We start from the raw sequence: 21,073 nt of genomic DNA, 5'->3' as shown, positions 1-21,073 counted from the left end.
CCTGAGCGGCGGCGCCGCGCCGGCATGTTGCCTGCGGGCCGCCTGTGTGCTTAGAGCCGGTCTCGCGGGAGGGATTCCGGCAGAGAAGTAAGCCGATGTTACGCGTTACGCGTGCGGCGTTCACTCCTCTTCGCGCGCGCCCCCGCCCTGGGCCAGGATGTCGCGGTTGCCGTTGCCGGACATGGCGGACACCAGACCGGCCTTCTCCATGTCCTCCAGCAGCCGCGCGGCGCGGTTGTAGCCGATGCGCAGGTGGCGCTGCACCAGCGAGATCGAGGCGCGCCGGTTCTTCAGCACCACCTCGACGGCCTGGTCGTACAGGGGGTCGGCCTCGCCGCCACCGCCACCGGCGATGCCCGCGCCGCCGCCCATCCCGTCGCCACCGCCCTCCTCGGCCAGTCCGCCCTCGAGGATGCCCTCGATGTAGTTGGGCTCGCCCGCTTCCTTGAGCTTCTCGACCACGCGATGCACCTCGTCATCGGAGACGAAGGCACCGTGCACGCGCACCGGCAGGCCGGTGCCGGGCGCGAGGTAGAGCATATCGCCCATGCCCAGCAGCGCTTCCGCGCCCTGCTGGTCGAGAATGGTGCGGGAGTCGATCTTGCTGCTGACCTGGAAGGCGATGCGGGTCGGCACGTTGGCCTTGATCAGGCCGGTGATGACGTCGACCGACGGACGCTGCGTCGCCAGCACCAGATGCAGGCCGGCCGCGCGTGCCTTCTGCGCGATGCGCGCGATCAGCTCTTCGACCTTCTTGCCGACCACCATCATCAGGTCGGCCAGCTCATCGATGACGATCACGATGACCGGCAGTTTCTCCAGCGGCTCGGGCGCGTCCGGGGTCAGGCTGAAGGGATTGGGGATCTTTTCCTCGCGCGCGGCCGCCTCGTCGATCTTCTTGTTGTAGCCGGCCAGGTTGCGCACGCCCAGCTTGCTCATCAGCTTGTAGCGGCGCTCCATCTCGCCCACCGCCCAGTTGAGCGCGTTGCCGGCCTGCCGCATATCGGTCACGACCGGGCACAGCAGGTGGGGAATGCCCTCGTAGACGCTCATCTCCAGCATCTTGGGGTCGATCAGGATCAGCCGCACCGCATCCGCCTTGGCCTTGTACAGCAGCGACAGGATCATGGCATTGATGCCGACCGACTTGCCCGAGCCGGTGGTGCCGGCCACCATGCAGTGGGGCATGCGCGCCAGGTCGGCCACCACCGGCTTGCCGGCGATGTCCTTGCCCAGCGCCAGCGTGAGCTGCGAGGCGCTCTCGTTGTAGACCTGCGAACCGAGGATCTCGGACAGCCGCACCGCCTGGCGCTTCGGGTTGGGCAGCTCCAGGCCCATGCAGTTCTTGCCGGGGATGGTCTCGACCACGCGGATCGACACCAGCGACAGCGCGCGCGCCAGGTCCTTGGCCAGGTTGACCACCTGGCTGCCCTTGACGCCGGTGGCCGGTTCGATCTCGTAGCGGGTGATGACCGGGCCCGGGTAGGCCGCCACCACCTTGACCTCGACGCCGAAGTCCTTGAGCTTCTTCTCGATCAGGCGCGAGGTGTATTCCAGCGTCTCGGCGCTGACGGTTTCCTGGTGCGGCGGGATCGGGTCGAGCAGTGCCAGCGGCGGCAGGTCGGAGTCGTGGATGTCGGCGAACAGCGGCTGCTGCTTCTCGCGCTCGACGCGCTCGTGCTTGGGCACCGCCTGCGGACGCACGATCTGCACCGGCGCCGCCTCCTCGATCTTCACGCGCTGCACCTCGACGGTCTCGGTGCGCTCCACCTTGGCGGCCTCGCCGATGATGCGGTCCTGCTTGCTCTCGCGGCGCGCCTTGAAGCCGAGGAACAGGCCCTCGACGAAGCCGCCGATGTGCTCGGCCACCGACAGCCAGGAGAAATGGAAGAACAGCGACAGGCCGATGGCGAACAGCATCAGCAGCAGCAGGGTGGCGCCGGTGAAGCCCAGCGCCACCTGCATCCAGCCGCCCAGCAGGTCGCCCAGCACGCCGCCGGGCGCGCGCGGCAGCGCCGCGCGCAGCGGATACATGCGGATCGCTTCCAGCCCCATGCTGGAGACCAGCGTCAGCGCGAAGCCGACCCAGCTGACCACCACGCCCTGGCGTGCCTCGGGCAGCGGCGGCGGCAGTTCCTCGGAGAGCGCGCGCCAGCCGCGCCAGCAGCGCCGCACCAGCAGCACCGCCCACCAGTAGGCGGAGAAGCCGAAGACGAAGAACAGTACGTCGGCCAGCCAGGCGCCCACGCGCCCGCCCAGGTTGTGGACGTCCGCGACCTGGTTGGCATGCGACCAGCCCGGGTCCGATTTGCTGTAGCTCGCCAGCATGCAGACGAAGGCGAGCGTGACCGCAAGCAGCAGGAACCAGCGCACTTCGCCCAGCAGCTTGCCGATACGGGAGGGCAGCGCGGATGGATCGGTACGGGTGGTGGGAGTGGCTCGAGCCATGCGCGATTGGTGGGGTTGAAAAAAATTCGGGATGCCGGGCATTTTAACCTTGGTGCGCACTATCGCTCCCATTGGAAATTGCAACAGTGGGCAAACGCGCCTCCACTTATAATGTCGCTTTTGACCGCTACCGGTGCGCCAGCGCGCGCGCCGGACACAGGATTGCATCATGGCCAAACACGCAAAAGTGCTCATTCTCGGGTCCGGTCCCGCCGGCTACACAGCCGCCGTCTACGCGGCCCGCGCCAACCTGCAGCCGGTGCTGATCACCGGCCTCGCCCAGGGCGGCCAGCTGATGACCACCACTGACGTGGAGAACTGGCCCGCCGACGCCAAGGGCGTGCAGGGCCCCGAGCTGATGCAGCGCTTCCTGGAGCACGCCGAGCGCTTCAACACCGAAATCATCTTCGACCATATCCATACGGCCCAGCTGACGGAGCGCCCGATCCGCCTCATCGGCGATGCCGGCGAGTACACCTGTGACGCGCTGATCATCGCCACCGGCGCCTCGGCCCAGTACCTCGGCCTGCCCTCGGAAGAAAACTTCATGGGCCGCGGCGTCTCGGCCTGCGCCACCTGCGACGGCTTCTTCTACAAGAACCAGGAAGTCGCGGTGGTCGGCGGCGGCAACACCGCGGTCGAGGAAGCACTCTACCTGTCCCATATTGCCAGCAAGGTGACCGTGATCCATCGCCGCGACAAGTTCCGCGCCGAGCCGATCCTGGTCGACCGCCTGCTCGCGCGCGAGAAGGAAGGCCGTGTCGAGATCCGCTGGAACACGGTGCTCGACGAGGTGGTGGGCGACGACTCCGGCGTGACCGGCGTCAAGCTGCGCAACGTGCAGACCGGGCAGAACGAGGAAGTGAAGCTGGCCGGCGTGTTCGTGGCCATCGGCCACAAGCCCAACACCGAACTGTTCGAAGGCCAGCTCGAGATGCACAACGGCTACATCGTCACCAAGAGCGGCCTGCAGGGCGACGCCACCGCCACCAACATCCCGGGCGTGTTCGCCGCCGGCGACGTGCAGGACCACGTCTACCGCCAGGCCATCACCAGCGCCGGCACCGGCTGCATGGCGGCACTGGATGCCCAGCGCTACGTGGAAGCGTTGAAGTAAAGCACACACGCGTCAGCCGACGCGGACAAAGGGGTGCCGGGGAACCGGCACCCCTTTGTGCTTTCTGGCGGCAGGCGGCTGGAGCAAGAGGCCTGCCGCTGCGTCCGGGCAAGCGCCCGCCCCGCCCTCTCCCGCAGGCGGCCTTCAGACCGGAAACATGGGTAACGGGTGTTCGGAGACATGGGTAACAGGTGATCCCGCGCATCGCCTTTGCCCCGCCTACCCCCTGCCCCGGCCGGACTTTCTTATAAAATGACGCCTGCCCCACGGAGACAGCCATGAAGCACGGCGCCAAACCCGACAACGCCCCATCCCGCCTCGGCCTGGCCGACCTCGGCAAGCTGCGCGAGCGGCTCAAGGACGAGACCGAACGCCGCGAAGCCGAACGCCTGGCGGCCGAACAGGCCGCGCAGCGCGCACGCGAGGAAGCGGACGTGTTCCGCAGTTCGGTGGGCCAGGTCAGCGCGCTGCGCGACCGCAACCGGATCGAGCCCGCCGCGGGCAAGCCCTCGCCGCTGCCGGTGCAGACACTGCGCAACGACCAGGAAACGCTGGCGGCCTCGCTGTCCGACGAATTCGACGTCGAGAGCCTGCTGGACACCGATGAGAGCCTCTCCTTCCGCCGCCCCGGTATCGGCATGGACGTGGTCAAGAAGCTGCGGCGCGGCGAATGGGTGCCGCAGGACAAGCTCGACCTGCACGGCCTGCGCAGCGAAGAGGCGCGCGAGGCGCTGTCCGAGTTCCTGCGCCGCGCGGTACGGCGCGGCGTGCGCTGCGTGCGCGTGATCCACGGCAAGGGCAACGGCTCGCCCGACAAGCTGCCGGTGCTCAAGGGCAAGGTGCGCAGCTGGCTGGTGCAGAAGGAGGAAGTGATCGCCTTCGTGCAGGCCCGCGGCGCCGAGGGTGGCGCCGGCGCGCTGATGGTGCTGCTGCGCCAGCCGCGCGCCTGAGGGCCGCGCACCTGAGCCGCCGCCCGGCGTCCCCGCCCCACTCCGACCGCGAGCGCACTTGGCCCCCATCCTTTCTCCGCACTTCGATGCGCTGTTCGGCCGGCTGCCGCTGATCCTCCACGTGATGGAAGTGATCGGCGTGCTGTCCTTCGCGGTGGCGGGCGTCGTCGATGCGCGCAAGCAGCGCTTCGACGCGGTCGGCACCTTCGTGGTGGCATTCGCCACCGCCTTCGGCGGCGGCACGGTGCGCGACGTGCTGCTCGACCGCCGTCCCTTCTACTGGGTCGAGCACGAAGGCTATGTGATCCTGATCTTCGCGATGTCGATCGGCGCGTCGGTGGTGTTCCGCGTGGTGAGCCGCGTGGCGTCGGAGCGCACCATGCTGGTGGCCGATGCGATCGGGCTGGGCCTGTTCGCCGTGACCGGCACCTCGCTCGCGCTGGTGGCGCAGATGCCGGCCTTCGTGGCGGTCATGATGGGCATCATCTCGTCGGTGTTCGGCGGCGTGGTGCGCGACGTGCTATGTAACGAGATGCCGATGATCCTGCGTGACCGGGTGCCCTATGCCACCTGCGCCTTCGCCGGCTGCTGGGTCTACCTCGGCCTGACCTGGCTGGACGCGCAACAGGAAGCGGCCCTGCTGGCCGGCGCGCTGACCACCACGGCCACGCGCCTGGTCTCGGTCTGGCGCGGCTGGAGGCTGCCGGGCTGAACCCGGCGCCGCCGCCGCGCGGCGGCGTCAGACCGCCGCTTCGTCCTGCTCGCCGGTGCGGATGCGGATCACGCGCTCCACCTCGGTCACGAAGATCTTGCCATCACCGATCTTGCCGGTGTGGGCGGCCTTGACCACGGCATCCAGCACGGTGTCGAGCTGGTTCTCGGCCACCACCACTTCGATCTTGATCTTGGGCAGGAAGTCGACCACGTATTCCGCGCCGCGGTACAGCTCGGTATGGCCCTTCTGGCGGCCGAAGCCCTTCACCTCGGTCACCGTCAATCCGGTCACGCCCACGTCGGCCAGCGCTTCACGCACTTCGTCGAGCTTGAACGGTTTGATGATGGCGGTAATCTGCTTCATGTTGGCCCCTGGTTATGGTCATTAGCGAATGCCAGATTCTAGCCCGAAACCCTGACATCCTTGGCAAGGCGGCGCCGCACAGGCCGCCGACACCGCCGTTCAGCCCGTCGTTCAGCCCGCTTGCGCGCTGTCCGGGCCATCCGGAATGCGTGCCAGATCGCGCATCCACACCGCCGATTCGCCATCGCTGGGTGCGCGCCAGTCGCCGCGCGGCGACAGCGAGCCGCCCGAGCCCACCTTGGGCGCGTTCGGGATGCAGGAGCGCTTGAACTGGCTGGTGCGGAAGAAGCGGTCGACGAAGATGCCCAGCACCCGCTTGATCTCCGCCAGCGTGTATTCGTGGCGCGGCACGTGCGGCCCCTCGGGCCATTCGCCGCGTTCCCGGTCGCCCCAGGCCGCCAGCGCCAGGAAGGCCACCTTGGATGGCGTGAAGCCGAAGCGCAGCGTGTAGTACAGGTGGAAATCCTGCAACTCGTAGGGCCCGATCACGGACTCGGTCTTCTGCTCGGGGCCGCTGCTGGAGTTGCCCGGCACCAGTTCCGGGCTGATCTCGGTGTCCAGGATGTCGAGCAGCACGCCTTCGCCGCCGTCGGCCACCTGCCCGGTCTCGGCCACCCAGCGCACCAGGTGGCTGATCAGCGTCTTGGGCACGCTGGCGTTGACGTTGTAGTGCGACATGTGGTCGCCCACGCCGTAGGTGCACCAGCCCAGCGCCAGCTCGCTCAGGTCACCGGTGCCGATGACGATGGCATGCTGGAAGTTGGCCAGCCGGAACAGGTGGTTGGTGCGCTCGCCCGCCTGCACGTTCTCGAAGGTCACGTCGTAGACGGGCTTGCCTTCGGCGTAGGGATGGCCCAGGTCCTTGAGCATCGCCAGGCAGCTCGGGCGGATGTCGATCTCGCTGGCGCTGCAGCCCACCAGCTCCATCAGCCGGCGCGCCTGGCGCAGCGTGCGCTCGCTGGTGGCGAAGCCCGGCATGGTGTAGGCCAGGATATTGGTGCGCGGCAGGCCGAGCCGGTCCATCGCCTTGGCGCACACCAGCAGGGCATGGGTGGAGTCCAGCCCGCCCGACACGCCGATCACCACCTTGGCGATGCCGCTGGACGACAGCCGCTGCACCAGCGCCTGCACCTGGATGTTGTAGACCTCACGGCAGCGCGCGTCGCGGCGGCGCGCATCGGCCGGCACGTAGGGGAAACGCTCCACCTTGCGCACCAGCGGCAGCGGCTGCCCTTCGGGCACGCCGACGCGCAGGCGCACCACCTCGAAACGCGCCACTTCCTCGCGGTGGCGGCGCACCGACTGGCCGAAGGTGGTCTGGTGCATGCGCTCGCGCGACAGCCGCTCCAGGTCCACATCGGCCACCAGCAGGTGGGAGCTGTCGGCGAAGCGCTCCGATTCGCCCAGCAGCTCGCCGTTCTCGTAGATGAGGGCCTGGCCGTCCCAGGCCAGGTCGGTCGACGACTCGCCCTTGCCGGCCGAGGTGTACAGGTAGGCGGCCAGGCAGCGCGCCGACTGCTGCGCGACCAGTTGATGGCGGTAGCCCGACTTGCCCACCACGATGTTCGAGGCGGACAGGTTCACCAGCACGGTGGCGCCGGCCAGCGCGGCGAAGGAGGACGGCGGCACCGGCACCCACACGTCTTCGCAGATTTCCACATGGAAACGGAAGAAGGGGATGTTCTCGACCTCGAACAGCAGCCCCGCGCCGAACGGCACGGTCTGCCCGGCCAGCGAGACGGAGCCGGCGGCGGCACAGTCGGCGGCGCTGAACTGGCGCGCCTCGTAGAACTCCCAGTAGTTCGGCAGGTAGCTCTTGGGCACCACGCCATGGATACGCCCGCCGGCCACCACCACGGCGCAATTGAAGAGCTGGTGCTCCACGCGCAGCGGCATGCCCACCACCAGCGCCGGCGCCAATTGCGCCGAGGCCGCCACGATCTCCGCCAGCGCGCTCTCGCAGGCGTCGAGCAGCGCACGCTGGTGGAACAGGTCTTCGCAGGTGTAGGCCGACAGGCCCAGTTCGGGGAAGGCCACCAGCACGGCGCCCTGCTGCGCGGCCTGCCGGGCCAGCGCGATGGTCTGCTGCGCGTTGAAGGCCGGGTCGGCGACGCGGCACTCCGGCACGCCCACCGCCACGCGCGCGAAGCCATGGGAATAGAGGTTGAAGAAGGAGTCGCTCATGTGATGCCTTTGGATACCGTGGGGCCGCGGCCGTGGCGAGTGCGTGATGCCGGGTCGACCCCGGCATTTTACGACGGCCCCGGCCGCCGCGCTGCGCCGCGGCGGCCTTTCCGGTAGACTCGCCCGGTACCCGGGACGCCGCGGCCGAGCGCCGGCGGCAGGCCAGGCGGGGCGCAACTGGAGCGGATCGAAGCGCAATGCGGGCGGAACCTTGCAAGCCGGAGGCACGGCGCGGCAGCAGCACCCATGACGACCACCCGGCGGGCGGCTGCGCCGGCCAGGCGGAGCGCCGCTACGAGGCCCGCATCGCCGAAGGGCTGGCGGATATCGACGCGGCGGCCTGGGATGCCCTGGTGGACGCGCGCCCGGGCGCCAACCCCTTCCTGCGCCACGCCTTCCTGCACGCGCTGCACGCCAGCGGCAGCGCCGGCGACGACAGCGGCTGGTCGCCGCGCTACCTGACACTGTGGGCCGCCGAACCTGGCGGCGAGCGCCTGGCGGCCGCCATGCCCCTGTATGCGAAGGCACACTCCTACGGCGAGTACGTGTTCGACTGGGCCTGGGCCGACGCCTACCAGCGGCACGGCCTGCGCTATTACCCGAAATGGTTGTCGGCGGTGCCCTTCACCCCGGTGCAAGGCAGCCGCCTGCTGGCGGCCGACGAACACGCCGCGCGCCAGCTGCTGGCGCATGCGCTGGCCTTGGCCGAGCAGAGCGGCATGTCCTCGCTGCATGTGCTGTTCCCCACGCCGCAGGAGGCGGGCTGGATGGCCGAGGCCGGCATGATGCTGCGCCAGGGCGTGCAGTTCCACTGGACCAATCCCGGCTACGCCGACTTCGAGGCCTTTCTCGCCACGCTGTCGCAGAAGAAGCGCAAGAACATCCGCGCCGAGCGGCGGCGCGTCGCCGAGGCCGGCATCGGCTTCCGCCACCTGCGTGGCACCGAGATCAGCGACGAAGACTGGCGCTTCTTCCACCGCTGCTATCGCCAGACCTACCGCGAGCACCATTCCTCGCCCTACCTGAACCTGGACTTCTTCCGCCGCATCGGCGCGTCCATGCCGGGCAACCTGCTGCTGGTGGTGGCCGAGCGGGCCGGAAGCCCGATCGCCAGCGCCCTGCTGGTCTACGACGACGCCCCGGCCATCAGCACCCTGTACGGGCGCTACTGGGGCGCGCTCGAGCACCATCCCTGCCTGCACTTCGAGGCGTCCTACTACCAGCCGCTGGAGTTCTGCATCGCCCATGGCATCCGCACCTTCGAGGGCGGCGCGCAGGGCGAGCACAAGATGGCGCGCGGCTTCCTGCCGGTGGCGACGCAGTCCGCGCACTGGCTGGCGCACCCGGCCTTCGCCGATGCGGTGGAGCGCTTCCTGGCGCAGGAGCGCCAGGGCATCGGCGCCTACCTCGACGAGCTCAACGAGCGCAATCCCTTCGCCCGCACCTGAGCCGGCCGCCGGCCGCGGCCCGCGCCGCACGCCGGGGCTAGCGCTGGCGCCACATGCGCCGCAGCGTGTTGTCGCCCAGCATGTAGTGGTGGAACAGCGCCGCCACCGCATGCAGGCCGATCACCGCGTAGAAGGCGCTGCCGATGGTCTCGTGCAGTTCCTCGAACAGGTCCTTGAGGCCGTCGTCCGGCGCCGCCAGCGCCAGCTCCAGCCCGGTGCCGGGCACGGCCAGCGGATGGCCGGCCGCCGCCAGGGTCAGCAGGCCCAGCAGCGGCTGGATGAAGATGAACAGATAGAGCAGCAGGTGCATGGCGCCCGCCAGCAGCTGCATCCAGCGCGATCCCTCTTCCGGCGCGGGCGCGCCGCGCACCAGGCGCCACAGCAGGCGGGGCACGGCCAGCACCAGCACCAGCACCCCGGCCCATTCGTGCGTGCCCATCGCCAGCGCGCGCGCGGCGCTGCCGCGCGGGGTGAAGCCCTTCAGCTCGATAGCCGCATAGGCCGCCGCCACCAGCAGGAAGACCGCCCAGTGGAAGAAGATGGCCGGGCCGCTGTAGCGCGATCCGGCAAGCGAGGTCTTGGTCATTGCGCCAGGTTCTCGATTGATGTGGGAGTGCTGTCAGCTTAACGCCTCCGGGGGGCGCCATCCTTGGCCGGCGTCAAGCCGGCCCCAGCAAAAAGCCCCGCCGGAGGCGGGGCTGTTCAGCGCCTGTTCATCACACGCCGGATCGTGTGGAAAAACGGGCTTGGCGGTGCTCGGAAAATCACTTCTTGAAATTGGCCACGCCGTCGGTGATTTCCTTGTGGGCTTCCTCGATGCCGGCCCAGCCTTCCACCTTGACCCACTTGCCGGCCTCGAGCGCCTTGTAGTTCTCGAAGAAGTGCTTGATCTGGTCGAGCAGGTTCTGCGGCACGTCGGACAGGCCCTTCATGAAGGCGGTGGCCGGCGACAGCTTGTCCACCGGCACGGCGACCAGCTTGGCATCGACACCCGACTCGTCGGTCATCTTCAGCATGCCAAGCGCGCGGCAGCGCACCACGGCGCCGGCCAGGATCGGGAAGGGGGTGATCACCAGCACGTCGACCGGGTCGCCGTCGCCCGACAGGGTCTGGGGAATGAAGCCGTAGTTGGCCGGGTAGCGCATGCCGGTGCCGATGAAACGGTCGACGAAGAGCAGGCCCGTTTCCTTGTCGGCTTCGTACTTCACCGGATCGCTCTGGGCGGAGATCTCGATGATGACGTTGAAATCGTTCGGAATGTCCTTGCCCGGCGAGACGAGATTGAAGCTCATGCGTGTTCTCCAGAAATGCCTGTGATTACGGATGGCGGGCATTATAGCGGTTCGCGCTGACCGGAATCTGACAGGAACGCAGGCCGGGCCGCGCCGGCGCAGGTGCCTTGCGCGTCCCGCCGGCTGGGCGATAATGCCGGATCGATCCCCGGCGGCGCCCGTCCCCGGGCCTGGCGCGGGACTCCCCCCGTCCGCCCGCCGAACCGGAGCCAATCCATGCATGCCCAGCACTACGTAGCCAACCGCCTGATCGCACCCGATTCGGGCCTGCGCATCAAGGTCTTCGACCCTTCCACCGGCGAGCCCTTCGCCGAGATCGCCCGCGGCAACGCCACCGACGTCAATGTGGCGGTGCACGCCGCCCGCCAGGCTGCCGACGGCGCCTGGGGCGCCATGTCGCCGGCCGAGCGCTCGCGCCTGCTCAACCGCGTGGCGCTGGCCCTGCTCGCCCACGAGAACGAGCTGGCCGCGCTGGAGGCGCGCGATACCGGCAAGCCGCTGCGCCAGGCGCATGGCGACGCGCGTGCGGTGGCCCGCTACTTCGAGTTCTATGCCGGCGCGGCCGACAAGCTGCACGGACAGACCATCCCCTACCAGGCCGGCACCACGGTGCTGACGCTGCGCGAGCCGCACGGCGTGACCGGCCACATCATTCCCTGGAACTATCCGCTGCAGATCTTCGGCCGCAGCGTGGGCGCGGCGCTGGCCGCCGGCAATGCCTGCGTGGTCAAGCCGGCAGAAGACGCCTGCCTGTCGCTGCTGCGCGTGGCCGAGATCGCCGCCGAGGCCGGCCTGCCGGAGGGCGCGCTGAACATCGTCACCGGCTACGGCCACGAGGCCGGCGCGGCGCTGGCGCGCCATCCCGGCATCCAGCACATTTCCTTCACCGGCTCGCCGGCGACGGGCAAGCTGGTGGCCCAGCTGGCCGCCGAGAACCACGTGCCGGTCACGCTGGAACTGGGCGGCAAGTCGCCGCAGATCGTCTTTGCCGACGCCGATGTCGACGCGCTGGTGCCGGTGGTGGTCAACGGCATCGTGCAGAATGCCGGCCAGACCTGCTCGGCCGGCAGCCGTGTGCTGGTGGAGCGCCCGCTCTACGACGCCCTGCTCGACCGGCTCGCCTCGGTGTTCGAGACGCTGCGCGTGGGCCCGTCCGGGCTCGACCTGGAATGCGGGCCGCTGATCAGCCGCAAGCAGCAGCAGCGCGTCTGGGACTTCGTCTCCGACGCCCAGCACGACGGCATCGCCGTGATGGCGCAGGGACACATCGTGCCCGAGGCGCCGGAGTCCGGCTTCTACCAGGTGCCGATGCTGTTCCGCGACGTGCCGCCGCGCCACCGGCTGGCGCAGGAGGAGGTGTTCGGTCCCCTGCTGGCGGCGATGCCCTTCGACAGCGAGGCCGAGGCGGTGGCGTTGGCCAATGGCACGCCCTACGGCCTGGTGGCGGGCGTCTGGACGCGCGACGGCGGCCGCCAGCTGCGGCTGGCACGCAACCTGCGCGCCGGCCAGGTCTTCATCAACAACTACGGCGCCGGCGGCGGCGTGGAACTGCCCTTCGGCGGCACCGGCCAGTCCGGCTACGGCCGCGAGAAAGGCTTCGAGGCGCTGTACGGCTTCACCACGCTGAAGACGGTCGCCATCCAGCACGGCTGAGCCAGCGCCGCCGGCCGCGGCGGCCATCCATTCATCGGAGTGCCGTCTCCTTCCACACGACGGCCATGCATTTTCGGAGTCACATGGGTAACATCAATTTCCTCTCGGTCGCTTTCGCCATCTTCTTTTTCTGGATGGCCTGGCACGTCAAGAACAAGCGTGCCACCAACCCCTCCGGCATGCCGCGCCTGCAGGTCTTCAAGCGCAAGTGGGGCGAGACCGTGGGCGACCGCGTGCACTGGTGCCTGTATGTGGCCCTGCCCTTCCTGCTGGCGGTGATGATGGTCGCCAACGCGCTGCGCGGGCGGGGACCGTTCTCGCACTGAGGCGCGTTGCGGCGCGCGCCCGGCACCAGCGCGCGCGCCTTGCAGTTTGTTGCACCCGTGTCTGGCGGGGAACGCGGCAGCCGCGGCTCCCCGCAACGAAAACGTCAGGAGGCCTCCCGCACGGCGCGGAGGTCCCGCACAAGCCAAGGAGACAGGCAATGAGACTGGAAGACAAGGTGGCGGTGGTCACCGGGGGCGGATCGGGCTTCGGCGAGGGCATCGCCCACACCTTTGCGCGCGAAGGCGCCAGGGTGCTGGTGGCCGACCTGCGTGCCGACGCGGCCGAGCGGGTGGCGCACGCCATTGCCGCCGCGGGCGGCCAGGCCCGCGCGGTGCGCGCGGACGTGTCGCACGAAGCCGATGTCGAGGCCATGCGCGAGGCGGCGCTGGCGGCCTTCGGCGACGTCCATATCGTCGTCAACAACGCGGGCACCACCCACCGCAACAAACCCATCCTGCAGGTCAGCGAGGAAGAGTTCGACCGCGTCTACGCCGTCAACGTCAAGAGCATCTTCTGGTCGGCCCGCGCCTTCGTTCCGCATTTCCGTGCCCGCGGCGGCGGCGTCTTCGTCAATATCGCCTCCACCGCCGGCATCCGGCCGCGCCCCGGCCTGGTCTGGTACAACGGCAGCAAGGGCGCCGTGATCACCGCCAGCAAGGCCATGGCCGCCGAGCTGGGCCCGGACAATATCCGCGTCAACTGCGTCAACCCGGTGATCGGCGCCACCGGCCTGCTGGAAGAGTTCATGGGCATGCCCGACACGCCCGAGAACCGCGCCAGGTTTCTCGCCACCATCCCGATGGGCCGCATGTCGACCCCGCAGGACGTGGCCAACGCCTGCCTGTACCTGGCCTCCGACGAGGCGGCCTTCATCACGGGCACGTGCATCGAAGTCGACGGGGGACGCTGCGTCTAGCCTCTCCAAGCCCTTCCCGCACACCGGGCCGAAGCGTCGTACCTAACGTCGTACCTAACGTCGTACCTAACGTCACACGAATCGTCGTACCCAACGTCGCACCGAACGTCGTACAACAACAAGGCATCGAGCCGATGCCAGGACGAGGAGACAGCATGACAACGACCGCAGTCAACCCCGGCGCCACCAGCGCCGCCTTCGAGGATGCCACCTACCGCAAGGTGAGCTGGCGCCTGGTGCCTTTCCTGCTGCTGTGCTACGTGGTGGCCTACCTGGACCGCGTCAACGTAGGCTTCGCCAAGCTGCAGATGCTCAATGACCTGAAGTTCAGCGAGACCATCTACGGGCTCGGCGCCGGCATCTTCTTCATCGGCTACTTCCTCTTCGAAGTGCCGAGCAACGTGATCCTGCACCGCGTCGGCGCGCGTATCTGGATCGCGCGCATCATGATCACCTGGGGCGCGATCTCGGCGGCGATGATGTTCGTCACCACGCCGACCATGTTCTACGTGCTGCGCTTCCTGCTGGGCGTGGCCGAGGCCGGCTTCTTCCCCGGCATCATCCTCTACCTGACCTACTGGTTCCCGGCCGGCCGGCGCGGCCGCACCACCACCTATTTCATGACGGCGGTAGCCCTGTCCGGCGTGATCGGCGGGCCGCTGTCGGGCTGGGTGATGCAGGCCTTCGACGGCCACAACGGCTGGTCCGGCTGGCAATGGATGTTCCTGATCGAAGGCATCCCCTCCATCCTGGTCGGCCTGTGGGTGATCGCCTACCTCGACGACCGCATCGCCCACGCCAAGTGGCTCAGCGACGAAGAGAAGGCGCTGCTCCAGCGCAATATCGCCGGCGAGGAGGCGCACAAGGAAGACCTGCCGATCGCCCGCGTGCTGTCCAGCCCGCGCGTCTGGCTGATGAGCGCGATCTACTTCAGCTTCGTCATGGGCCTGTACGGCATCAGCTTCTGGCTGCCCACCATCATCAAGCAGACCGGCGTCAAGGGCGCGCTCGACATCGGCCTGCTGACCGCCATTCCCTACGGCTGCGCGGTGATCGGCATGGTGCTGGTGGCCTACAGCGCCGACCGTCGCGGCGAGCGCCGCTGGCACATCGCCCTGCCCGCGCTGGGCGGCGCGCTCGGCCTGGTGCTGTCGGTGCAGTGGCACGGCAACACCACCCTGGCCATGTGCGCGCTGACGCTGGCCACCATCGGCATCCTCACCACGCTGCCGTTGTTCTGGAGCCTGCCGACGGCCTTCCTCGCCGGCACCGGCGCGGCCGCCGGCATCGCCATGATCAACTCGCTGGGCAACCTGGCCGGCTTCATCAGCCCCTACGCGGTGGGCTGGCTGAAGGACCTGACACGGAGCACCGACTCCGGCATGTACCTGCTGGCGGCCTGCATGGTGGCGGGCGCGGCGCTGACGCTGTCGGTGCCGGCACGGATGGTGAACAAGTAGGGAAGGCGCGCGGGGCGGCGGCATCGGCCACCGCCCCGGCAGGCCGGCTCCGTCTCAGGCGTCGCCCAGCATCTCGCCCACCGAGCCGGCAGTACCGGCCGCGCGCGGCCCGATCAACTGGTGCAGCGTGCCCAGCAGCTCATCCTCGTTGTAGGGCTTGCCGAGGTAGACGTTGACGCCGATCTCGGCCGCGTAGCGGCGATGCTTCTCCGCCGTGCGCGAGGTGATCATCACCAGCGGCATGTGGGCGGTGCGGGCGTCGGCGCGCACGTTGCGCGTCAGGTCGAAGCCATCCATGTGCGGCATCTCGATGTCGACCAGCATGGCATCCGGCATGACGTCCTGCAATTGCTTCAGCGCATCCACGCCGTCGCGCGCCAGCACCACCTGGTAGCCGGCGCGGGTCAGCAACCGGTGGGCGGCCTTGCGCACGGTCAGCGAATCGTCGACCACCATCACCGTGGGCTGCGTGCCGAGGCCCGCCACGGCCACCGCGGCAGCGCTGCCGGCACCCAGCTCGGCCACCGCCCCGGTCAAGCGGGCGGCCTGCGCGGACGGCGCGGCCTCACCGGCCGGCGGCAGCCCGCGCAGCGCTTCGCCGCGCGCCTGGGCATGGCGCTGGGCCAGCACCACCGGGTTGTAGATCAGCACGATCTCGCCGTCCCCGAGCGTGGTGGCGCCGGCAATGCCGTCGAGGCGGGCCAGGTGGGGGCCGATGTGCTTGACCACCACTTCGCGGTTGCCGACCACCTCGTCGACGTGCACCGCCACACGCTCGGCACCGCTGCGCGTGACCACCACCGGGGAATACTTGCTGCCGGCGGCGATGGCGGGGCTCTCCTCCAGCAGGGCGCCGAAGTAGTGGAACGGCACCGGCTCGCCGCCATAGGCGAAGCTGCCCCGGTTGTAGGCCTCGGCCAGCGCCGGCGCGCGCAACTGCTGGACCTGGTCGATCATGCCGCTGGGGATGGCAAAAAGGCGGCCGCCCAGCATCACCAGCAGCACCTGCGTGATCGCCGTGGTCAAGGGCAGGTGCAATGTGAAGCGGGTGCCGCGCCCGGCCTCGGTGGTCAGCGCGATGCGCCCGCCCAGCGCCACGGTCTCGGCGCGCACCACGTCCATGCCGACGCCGCGGCCGGCCAGTTCGGAGATGGTGTCGGTGGTGGTGAAGCCGGGCGTGAAGATCAGTTCGGTCAGGCGTGCCTCGCCGGCCTCATCGTCCGCTGCCAGCAGCTGGCGCTGCACGGCGCGCGCACGGATGCGCGGCAGGTCGAGGCCGGCGCCGTCGTCGACGAAATGCAGCACGACCTCGTTGCCTTCCTGCTGCAGTTCCAGCGTGAGCGCGCCGGTGGACGGCTTGCCGGCCGCCCGCCTGGCCTCGGCCGGCTCGATGCCGTGCACCACCGCGTTGCGGATCAGATGCTCGATCGGCCCGGCCATGCGGTCGAGCACCGAGCGATCGATCTCCACGGTGCCGCCCTTGATCAGCAGGCGCACCTCCTTGCCGGTTTCGGCGGCCGCCTGCCGCACCACGCGGTAGAGGCGCTCGGCCAGCGCATCGAACTGCACCATGCGGGCCTGCATCAGGCTGCGCTGCAGGCCGCGTGTCAGGCGTGCCTGCGCTTCCAGGTCGCCGGCGGCGCGATCGAAGCCGCGCTGCAGGTTCTGCTCCACGGTGGCCACGTCGTTGACGGACTCGGCCATCATGCGCGTGAGCTCCTGGAAACGCGTGAAGCGGTCGAACTCGAGCGGATCGAATTCCTGCTTCTGGCGCGAGTCGGCGATGCGCGAGGCCATCTGCGACTCGGCCTGGATCTCGATCTCGCGCAACTGCGTGCGCAGGCGCGCCACGTTGTCGTTCAGCTCGCCGAGATAGGTGCGCAGCGCGCCCAGCTCGCTGTCCACGCGGGCGCGCGCCACGCTCACTTCACCGGCGTCGTTGATCAGGTTGTCCAGCGTGCGCGCCTGCACCCGCACCAGCGCGCGCTGGCGCTCGGCAGGCTCCGCTGCCGGCATGGCCGGAGCCAGGCCGGGCATGACGCCGGCAGGACCGGGTGCCGCCGGCGGCAGGGCAGCCAGCGCGCCGGCCGGCGGCGCATCGGTGCCGCGGTCCGGCGGCGCTCCGTCCACGCCGGCAGCGCCGTCCACGCCTTCCGTCCCGTCCGCCTGCCCGCCTTGCTCGGCGCCGTCACGGCCGTCCCCGCCCCCGCCCGCGGCGCCGATGTCCGCCTGGGCGTGCACCGCCTCCGGGTCGTCCGCTGGCAGCAGGCGGCCCGCCTGCAGTGCCTCCGCATGCGCCAGGATGCGGTCGTACCAGGCATAGAGCCGGGCGAACAGCGCGGGGCCGACGCGGTTGCCACGCAGGCTCGCGTCCAGCAGCGTCTCCATTTCGTGCACCGACTGGCCCAGGGCCATGGCCCCGGCCATGCGGGCGCTGCCCTTGAGGGTGTGCAGCGCGCGCAGCACCAGACCGCCATGGCGCATGTCCTCGACCGGTGCCGCCTCCCAGGTGCGCAGCAGCCGGCCGAGCTCCGGCAGGCTGGCCTGCGCCTCTTCCAGGAAGATCTCGACCAGCTCGCGATCGAGCGCGGGCTCCGGCTCGCCTGCGGCAGCCTCCTCCACCAGCCCCACCGGCCCCGCCTGCTCCATCACCGGCGCGGGCCGGGCCTCCACGCCCGGAGCCCGCAGCGCGGGCATGGGAATCACCACCGCCTGGTGGAGCGCCGCCGCGGCGGGCTCGCCGCCTGCGGCGCCCGCCTCGTGCGGCACAACAGGCACGCGCGCGGCGCCGAACAGCATCGACACCGGCATATCCGAAGCATCCGCCAAATCCGATCCATTCGAACCATCCGGCATCGCTCCCAGGCCCAGCACGGATCCCGGCGCCGGCCCGACATGCAGGCGCGGCCGCATCAACATGCGCTCGCGGCACTCCGCCAGGCTGCGGCACAGCGCCGTCTCCGACTGCGGCCAGACGCCCGCGGCGAACTGGTGCAGCATGCCGCGCAGGCGCTCCACGGCCTGCTCCAGCAGGCGGAAGTCACCGGGATGCAGCGCCACCGGATGCGCGGCCAGCTGCAGCAGCAAGCCCTCCAGCGCCTCGGCCACCTCGCGCACCGGCTCCAGCGCCACCGTGGCGGCGCTGCCCTGCAGCGTATGGGCCACGCGCAGCGCCAGCTCGCTCGGGCAGGGGCGGCCTTCATGGCGCCACTCGGACAGGTCGGTGGCGAACTGGCGGATCAGGCCGTCCGCCTCCTGCAGGTAGACGTTGTACAGCGGCAGCCCGATGCGGATCGGGCCGATGACCTTGTAGTGGTCGTCCTCGCCGGAGAGCGCTCCCGCCAGCCGGAAGGGGATGACGTTGGCGTCCTGCGCCGCGTCCGCGCCGGTCTGTGCGGCCTCATCCGGCGCGTCCCGCCCGTCGTCGTCCGCGCGCGGGAATTCCACTTCGCCCGCGCCTGCCGCCGCGTCGGGACCGGCATCGTGCAACGGGATCGGCGCCTCGTCCGCCGGCATGGCCGGCCGCGCATCGGCTGCATCGGCTGCATCGGCTGCCGCCGGGCGCCCGTCGCGTACGGCCTGGGCCGCCGCCAGCAGCGCGTCGACGTCGCGCTGGCAGGCGGCGTCCTGGCGCAGGCCGGCCAGCCAGGGTTCCAGTTCCGCGTGCGCCTGGCGCAGCAGTTCGAGCAGTTCCGGCCTGGCCTCGCGGGCTTCGGCGATCCACAGGTTGAGCACCTGCTCCACCGCCCATGCCGCCTCCCCGTAGCGGGCCAGGCCGACCATGCGGCTGGAGCCCTTGAGGGTATGGAAGCCGCGCCGCACGCGGCTCAGCGTATCGGCATCCGCCAGCGCCGCCAGCCCGCCATCGAGCGCCCTGGCGATGCTGGCGAGCACATCCTCGGCCTCGTGCAGGAAGATGTCGAGCAGTTCGGCGTCGAGCGCCGCATGGTCGGCCGGCGCGGCGGCGTCAACGAGCGCAGGCGCGGGCGCCGCCGGCGCGGCCGGCGGCAGCGGTTCGGCCAGCACCGCCACCAGCCGCTGGGCGGCATCGGCGCTGCCGGCCAGCCAGGCATTGAGCTGCGTGGTCGCCTCCGCCACCGAACGCCGCAGCGCCGCGTCGTCATCGATCGCGGCCTGCTCGCCGGCCGCCTGCAGCGCCGCGCGCAGGGCATGCACCTCCGGCGCCTCGGCTTCGGCGTGCACGCGCAGCATCGCGGCGGCGGCAGCACGGGCACCCGCCAGCGCGTCCGGCGATGCCGGCGATGCCGGCCGCAACGCTCCCGGCTCCGCCAGGTCCGCGTCCCCGGGCACCTCCAACTCCCCGGCCAGCGGCGCCTTGCCGAACTCCACCGCGTCGACGAAGGCATGCAGCGGGCCGAGTTCACCGGCGACCTCCGCCAGCGCGCCGGCGCGCGCCTGCGCATCGGCGCCGGCGAATCCGGCCAGGCGCGCCTCCACCCGCTCGACGATGGCGGCCGCGCCGCCCGCCTCCGCGGCCAGCGCCGGCGTCAGTGCGCCACCGCTCGCCAGCGTGCGCAGCGTATCGCGCAGGCTGCGGAAGGCCCGGCTCGCATCCTGCAGGTGCGTACCGGCGGCGATTCCACCGCCATCGCGGTCATAGGCATCGAGCCAGGACTCGCCGCTGTCGAGCTGCGCGCGCAACTGCGCCACCGCGGCCCGCCGCACCTCCTGCGCCTGCGCCTGGGCAACCATCTCGACCAGCCAGGACGGCGCCGCCGCACCGGCCGCCAGGCAACTCGCCAGTTCCTCGCAACGTTGCGCGAACTGCAGGCGCGCGGCATGGCCGGACTTGCCGTGCACACGCCAGGGCGTGGCCAGCGCGCGCGCGAGGAACAGCGCGAGCGCCTCCGCTGCGGTGCCGGCAGCGGTGCCGGCAGCAGCGCCTTCGCCGCCTGCCGCCGCGTCCAGGCAACGCAACAAGGCCGGCTGGGACAACGGCTGGGCGGCCTCGGCCAGCGCCGCCAGGGCGGTGTGCCAGGCCGCGGCGTCGCCGCGCGCGGCGCGCTCCAGGCCGGCCGCAGCCTGCTGCAGGTTGCCGGTGTCGATGCCGTCGAGCCAGCCGTAGTAGCGCTGGCGGAAATCCGCCTCGACGGCCAGGTGCGCGGCGTCCAGGCGGAAGGCCTGCAGGCACTGGCGGATCGCCGCGCGCAAGGCCAGCGCTGGCGCGGAACGCTCGGCGTCCGGCGCCAGGCCGGTGGCGACCAGCAGGAAGATGGCGTCATTGAGCAGCGCCTGCGGCACCCGTACCTGGCCCTGCACGTATTGGCGCAGCAGCAGGTGCGCGCGCGCGGCGAAGCGCTTGGCCAGCAGGTCGGACGGCAGCAGGCCATGCGCGAGCGCCTCGAACACCAGCGACAGCACATGCCACACGCCGCGGTCCGGATGGTCGGCGCTGCGGCGCGCCTCCTGCTCGCCGGCGCGCACGTCCTGCATGGCGCGCACCAGCGGCAGGTACACCTGCTGCAACTGCTCGGCATCGGTACATGGCGTGGGCAGGCGCAGCGCGCCGAGCAGCGCGGCCTCGAAGCGCTGGCGCGCGCGCGCCACCGCCGCCGGCAGGCGCGTGGGCAGCAGGATGCCGGGCAGCATCTGCACGTCGTCCACCCACAGGTCGGCCGGATGCACGCGCTCTTCCGAGAGCAGGGCCAGCACGTCGGCGTAGTTGCGGAACAGGCGCAGCGGGTCGTCGGGCTCCCCCGCCAGCAGGTCGTCGACGTACTCCGCCAGTGCCTGCACACCCTGGCGGAATACCTGGTGCGTGTCGGCGCTGGCTGCCGCCGTGCCGGCATCGACGGCCTCGAGCAGGCGGCGCAGCGCCTGGCAGTAGGCATCGATGCCGCGCAGGCCGACGATATGCACGGCGCCGGCGGCCTGGTGCAGTTGCTGGCCGGCGAGGCGCAGCGACGTGGTGTCGCGCGCGCCCAGCGCCTCCGGCGCCTGCTGCACTTCGTCGACATAGCGGCCGAACTCGGCCGCGGCGTCCTCGAGCGCCGTGCGCAGGCTGGGCGCCAGCCAGGCCAGCATCGAGAGGTCGCGCCGCCCGCCTTCCGCGGCGGGTGCGGCGTGCGCCTCGTGCCGCGCGGCGGCCGCGATGGCGTCAGGTTCAGCCGCTGCGCGCGAGACTGGGGAGTTCAGTGACATGACTGCTTCCAAAATGGCCGTGGCGGGCCGCCGTACGC

The 21,073-nt window shown here is 70.5% G+C and carries 14 protein-coding genes; 8 read left to right on the top strand and 6 right to left on the bottom strand.

The genetic code is table 11. From position 1 onward, the window contains the following. Window positions 1-120: 120 nt before the first annotated feature. The gene (locus tag BKK81_RS06920) at window positions 121-2,448 is read right to left on the bottom strand and encodes a DNA translocase FtsK (protein ID WP_071011603.1); all 2,328 of its coding nucleotides are present in this window, start codon (window positions 2,446-2,448) and stop codon (window positions 121-123) included. A 169-nt stretch (window positions 2,449-2,617) separates the two neighbouring features. Between BKK81_RS06920 and trxB the strand changes: the two genes are divergently transcribed. The 3 genes from trxB to BKK81_RS06905 all read left to right on the top strand — a co-directional run bounded on the left by trxB (window position 2,618) and on the right by BKK81_RS06905 (window position 5,227). Next, window positions 2,618-3,565: a thioredoxin-disulfide reductase gene (gene trxB, locus BKK81_RS06915; RefSeq protein WP_071011601.1), complete on the top strand. Its 948-nt coding sequence runs from the start codon at window positions 2,618-2,620 to the stop codon at window positions 3,563-3,565. Window positions 3,566-3,843: 278 nt separating this feature from the next. Then, window positions 3,844-4,515 carry a Smr/MutS family protein gene (locus BKK81_RS06910; RefSeq protein ID WP_071011600.1) on the top strand — a complete coding sequence of 224 codons (672 nt, stop codon included), beginning with the start codon at window positions 3,844-3,846 and terminating at the stop codon, window positions 4,513-4,515. 124 nt (window positions 4,516-4,639) lie between these two features. Next, window positions 4,640-5,227 carry a trimeric intracellular cation channel family protein gene (locus BKK81_RS06905; protein WP_071016173.1) on the top strand — a complete coding sequence of 196 codons (588 nt, stop codon included), beginning with the start codon at window positions 4,640-4,642 and terminating at the stop codon, window positions 5,225-5,227. 27 nt (window positions 5,228-5,254) lie between these two features. Here BKK81_RS06905 and glnK read toward each other — a convergent pair whose 3' ends face one another. Both glnK and BKK81_RS06895 read right to left on the bottom strand, forming a co-directional pair. Then, window positions 5,255-5,593, bottom strand: coding sequence for a P-II family nitrogen regulator (gene glnK, locus BKK81_RS06900; protein WP_071011598.1), 339 nt, complete (start codon window positions 5,591-5,593; stop codon window positions 5,255-5,257). Window positions 5,594-5,704: 111 nt separating this feature from the next. Next, a complete protein-coding gene (locus tag BKK81_RS06895; protein ID WP_071011596.1) occupies window positions 5,705-7,777 on the bottom strand; it encodes an NAD(+) synthase in 2,073 nt (690 codons plus the stop codon). A 197-nt stretch (window positions 7,778-7,974) separates the two neighbouring features. On the opposite strand from BKK81_RS06895, the gene BKK81_RS06890 reads away from it, so the two are divergent. Next, window positions 7,975-9,225, top strand: coding sequence for a GNAT family N-acetyltransferase (locus BKK81_RS06890; protein WP_071011595.1), 1,251 nt, complete (start codon window positions 7,975-7,977; stop codon window positions 9,223-9,225). A gap of 37 nt (window positions 9,226-9,262) precedes the next feature. On the opposite strand, the gene BKK81_RS06885 is transcribed toward BKK81_RS06890, so the two are convergent. Both BKK81_RS06885 and ppa read right to left on the bottom strand, forming a co-directional pair. Beyond that, window positions 9,263-9,811 carry a cytochrome b gene (locus BKK81_RS06885; protein WP_071011593.1) on the bottom strand — a complete coding sequence of 183 codons (549 nt, stop codon included), beginning with the start codon at window positions 9,809-9,811 and terminating at the stop codon, window positions 9,263-9,265. 178 nt (window positions 9,812-9,989) lie between these two features. Beyond that, window positions 9,990-10,517 carry an inorganic diphosphatase gene (ppa, locus tag BKK81_RS06880; protein WP_071011591.1) on the bottom strand — a complete coding sequence of 176 codons (528 nt, stop codon included), beginning with the start codon at window positions 10,515-10,517 and terminating at the stop codon, window positions 9,990-9,992. Between the two features lie 216 nt (window positions 10,518-10,733). Between ppa and BKK81_RS06875 the strand changes: the two genes are divergently transcribed. The 4 genes from BKK81_RS06875 to BKK81_RS06860 all read left to right on the top strand — a co-directional run bounded on the left by BKK81_RS06875 (window position 10,734) and on the right by BKK81_RS06860 (window position 14,873). Further along, entirely contained in the window at window positions 10,734-12,170 is a 1,437-nt protein-coding gene (locus BKK81_RS06875; RefSeq protein ID WP_071011590.1) for an aldehyde dehydrogenase family protein, read from the top strand. An 83-nt stretch (window positions 12,171-12,253) separates the two neighbouring features. Continuing rightward, the gene (locus BKK81_RS06870) at window positions 12,254-12,496 is read left to right on the top strand and encodes a hypothetical protein (RefSeq protein WP_071011588.1); all 243 of its coding nucleotides are present in this window, start codon (window positions 12,254-12,256) and stop codon (window positions 12,494-12,496) included. Window positions 12,497-12,654: 158 nt separating this feature from the next. After that, window positions 12,655-13,413, top strand: coding sequence for an SDR family oxidoreductase (locus tag BKK81_RS06865; protein WP_071011586.1), 759 nt, complete (start codon window positions 12,655-12,657; stop codon window positions 13,411-13,413). 155 nt (window positions 13,414-13,568) lie between these two features. Next, window positions 13,569-14,873 carry an MFS transporter gene (locus BKK81_RS06860; RefSeq protein WP_071011584.1) on the top strand — a complete coding sequence of 435 codons (1,305 nt, stop codon included), beginning with the start codon at window positions 13,569-13,571 and terminating at the stop codon, window positions 14,871-14,873. 54 nt (window positions 14,874-14,927) lie between these two features. Here the strand turns inward: BKK81_RS06860 and BKK81_RS06855 are convergent, their stop codons facing one another. Continuing rightward, window positions 14,928-21,035 carry a hybrid sensor histidine kinase/response regulator gene (locus tag BKK81_RS06855; protein WP_071011582.1) on the bottom strand — a complete coding sequence of 2,036 codons (6,108 nt, stop codon included), beginning with the start codon at window positions 21,033-21,035 and terminating at the stop codon, window positions 14,928-14,930. Between the last annotated feature and the right edge of the window lie 38 nt (window positions 21,036-21,073).

The sequence above is a fragment of the Cupriavidus sp. USMAHM13 genome, assembly GCF_001854285.1.
Taxonomy (GTDB): domain Bacteria; phylum Pseudomonadota; class Gammaproteobacteria; order Burkholderiales; family Burkholderiaceae; genus Cupriavidus; species Cupriavidus malaysiensis.
This window is presented reverse-complemented; position numbering and strand designations above follow the sequence as displayed.

Excerpts from the sequence above, each read along its gene's own strand:
- BKK81_RS06920 (WP_071011603.1), bottom strand. The coding sequence starts at position 2,448 with ATGGCTCGAGCCACTCCCACCACCCGTACCGATCCATCCGCGCTGCCC.
- trxB (WP_071011601.1), top strand. The coding sequence starts at position 2,618 with ATGGCCAAACACGCAAAAGTGCTCATTCTCGGGTCCGGTCCCGCCGGC.
- BKK81_RS06910 (WP_071011600.1), top strand. The coding sequence starts at position 3,844 with ATGAAGCACGGCGCCAAACCCGACAACGCCCCATCCCGCCTCGGCCTG.
- BKK81_RS06905 (WP_071016173.1), top strand. The coding sequence starts at position 4,640 with ATGGAAGTGATCGGCGTGCTGTCCTTCGCGGTGGCGGGCGTCGTCGAT.
- glnK (WP_071011598.1), bottom strand. The coding sequence starts at position 5,593 with ATGAAGCAGATTACCGCCATCATCAAACCGTTCAAGCTCGACGAAGTG.
- BKK81_RS06895 (WP_071011596.1), bottom strand. The coding sequence starts at position 7,777 with ATGAGCGACTCCTTCTTCAACCTCTATTCCCATGGCTTCGCGCGCGTG.
- BKK81_RS06890 (WP_071011595.1), top strand. The coding sequence starts at position 7,975 with ATGCGGGCGGAACCTTGCAAGCCGGAGGCACGGCGCGGCAGCAGCACC.
- BKK81_RS06885 (WP_071011593.1), bottom strand. The coding sequence starts at position 9,811 with ATGACCAAGACCTCGCTTGCCGGATCGCGCTACAGCGGCCCGGCCATC.
- ppa (WP_071011591.1), bottom strand. The coding sequence starts at position 10,517 with ATGAGCTTCAATCTCGTCTCGCCGGGCAAGGACATTCCGAACGATTTC.
- BKK81_RS06875 (WP_071011590.1), top strand. The coding sequence starts at position 10,734 with ATGCATGCCCAGCACTACGTAGCCAACCGCCTGATCGCACCCGATTCG.
- BKK81_RS06870 (WP_071011588.1), top strand. The coding sequence starts at position 12,254 with ATGGGTAACATCAATTTCCTCTCGGTCGCTTTCGCCATCTTCTTTTTC.
- BKK81_RS06865 (WP_071011586.1), top strand. The coding sequence starts at position 12,655 with ATGAGACTGGAAGACAAGGTGGCGGTGGTCACCGGGGGCGGATCGGGC.
- BKK81_RS06860 (WP_071011584.1), top strand. The coding sequence starts at position 13,569 with ATGACAACGACCGCAGTCAACCCCGGCGCCACCAGCGCCGCCTTCGAG.
- BKK81_RS06855 (WP_071011582.1), bottom strand. The coding sequence starts at position 21,035 with ATGTCACTGAACTCCCCAGTCTCGCGCGCAGCGGCTGAACCTGACGCC.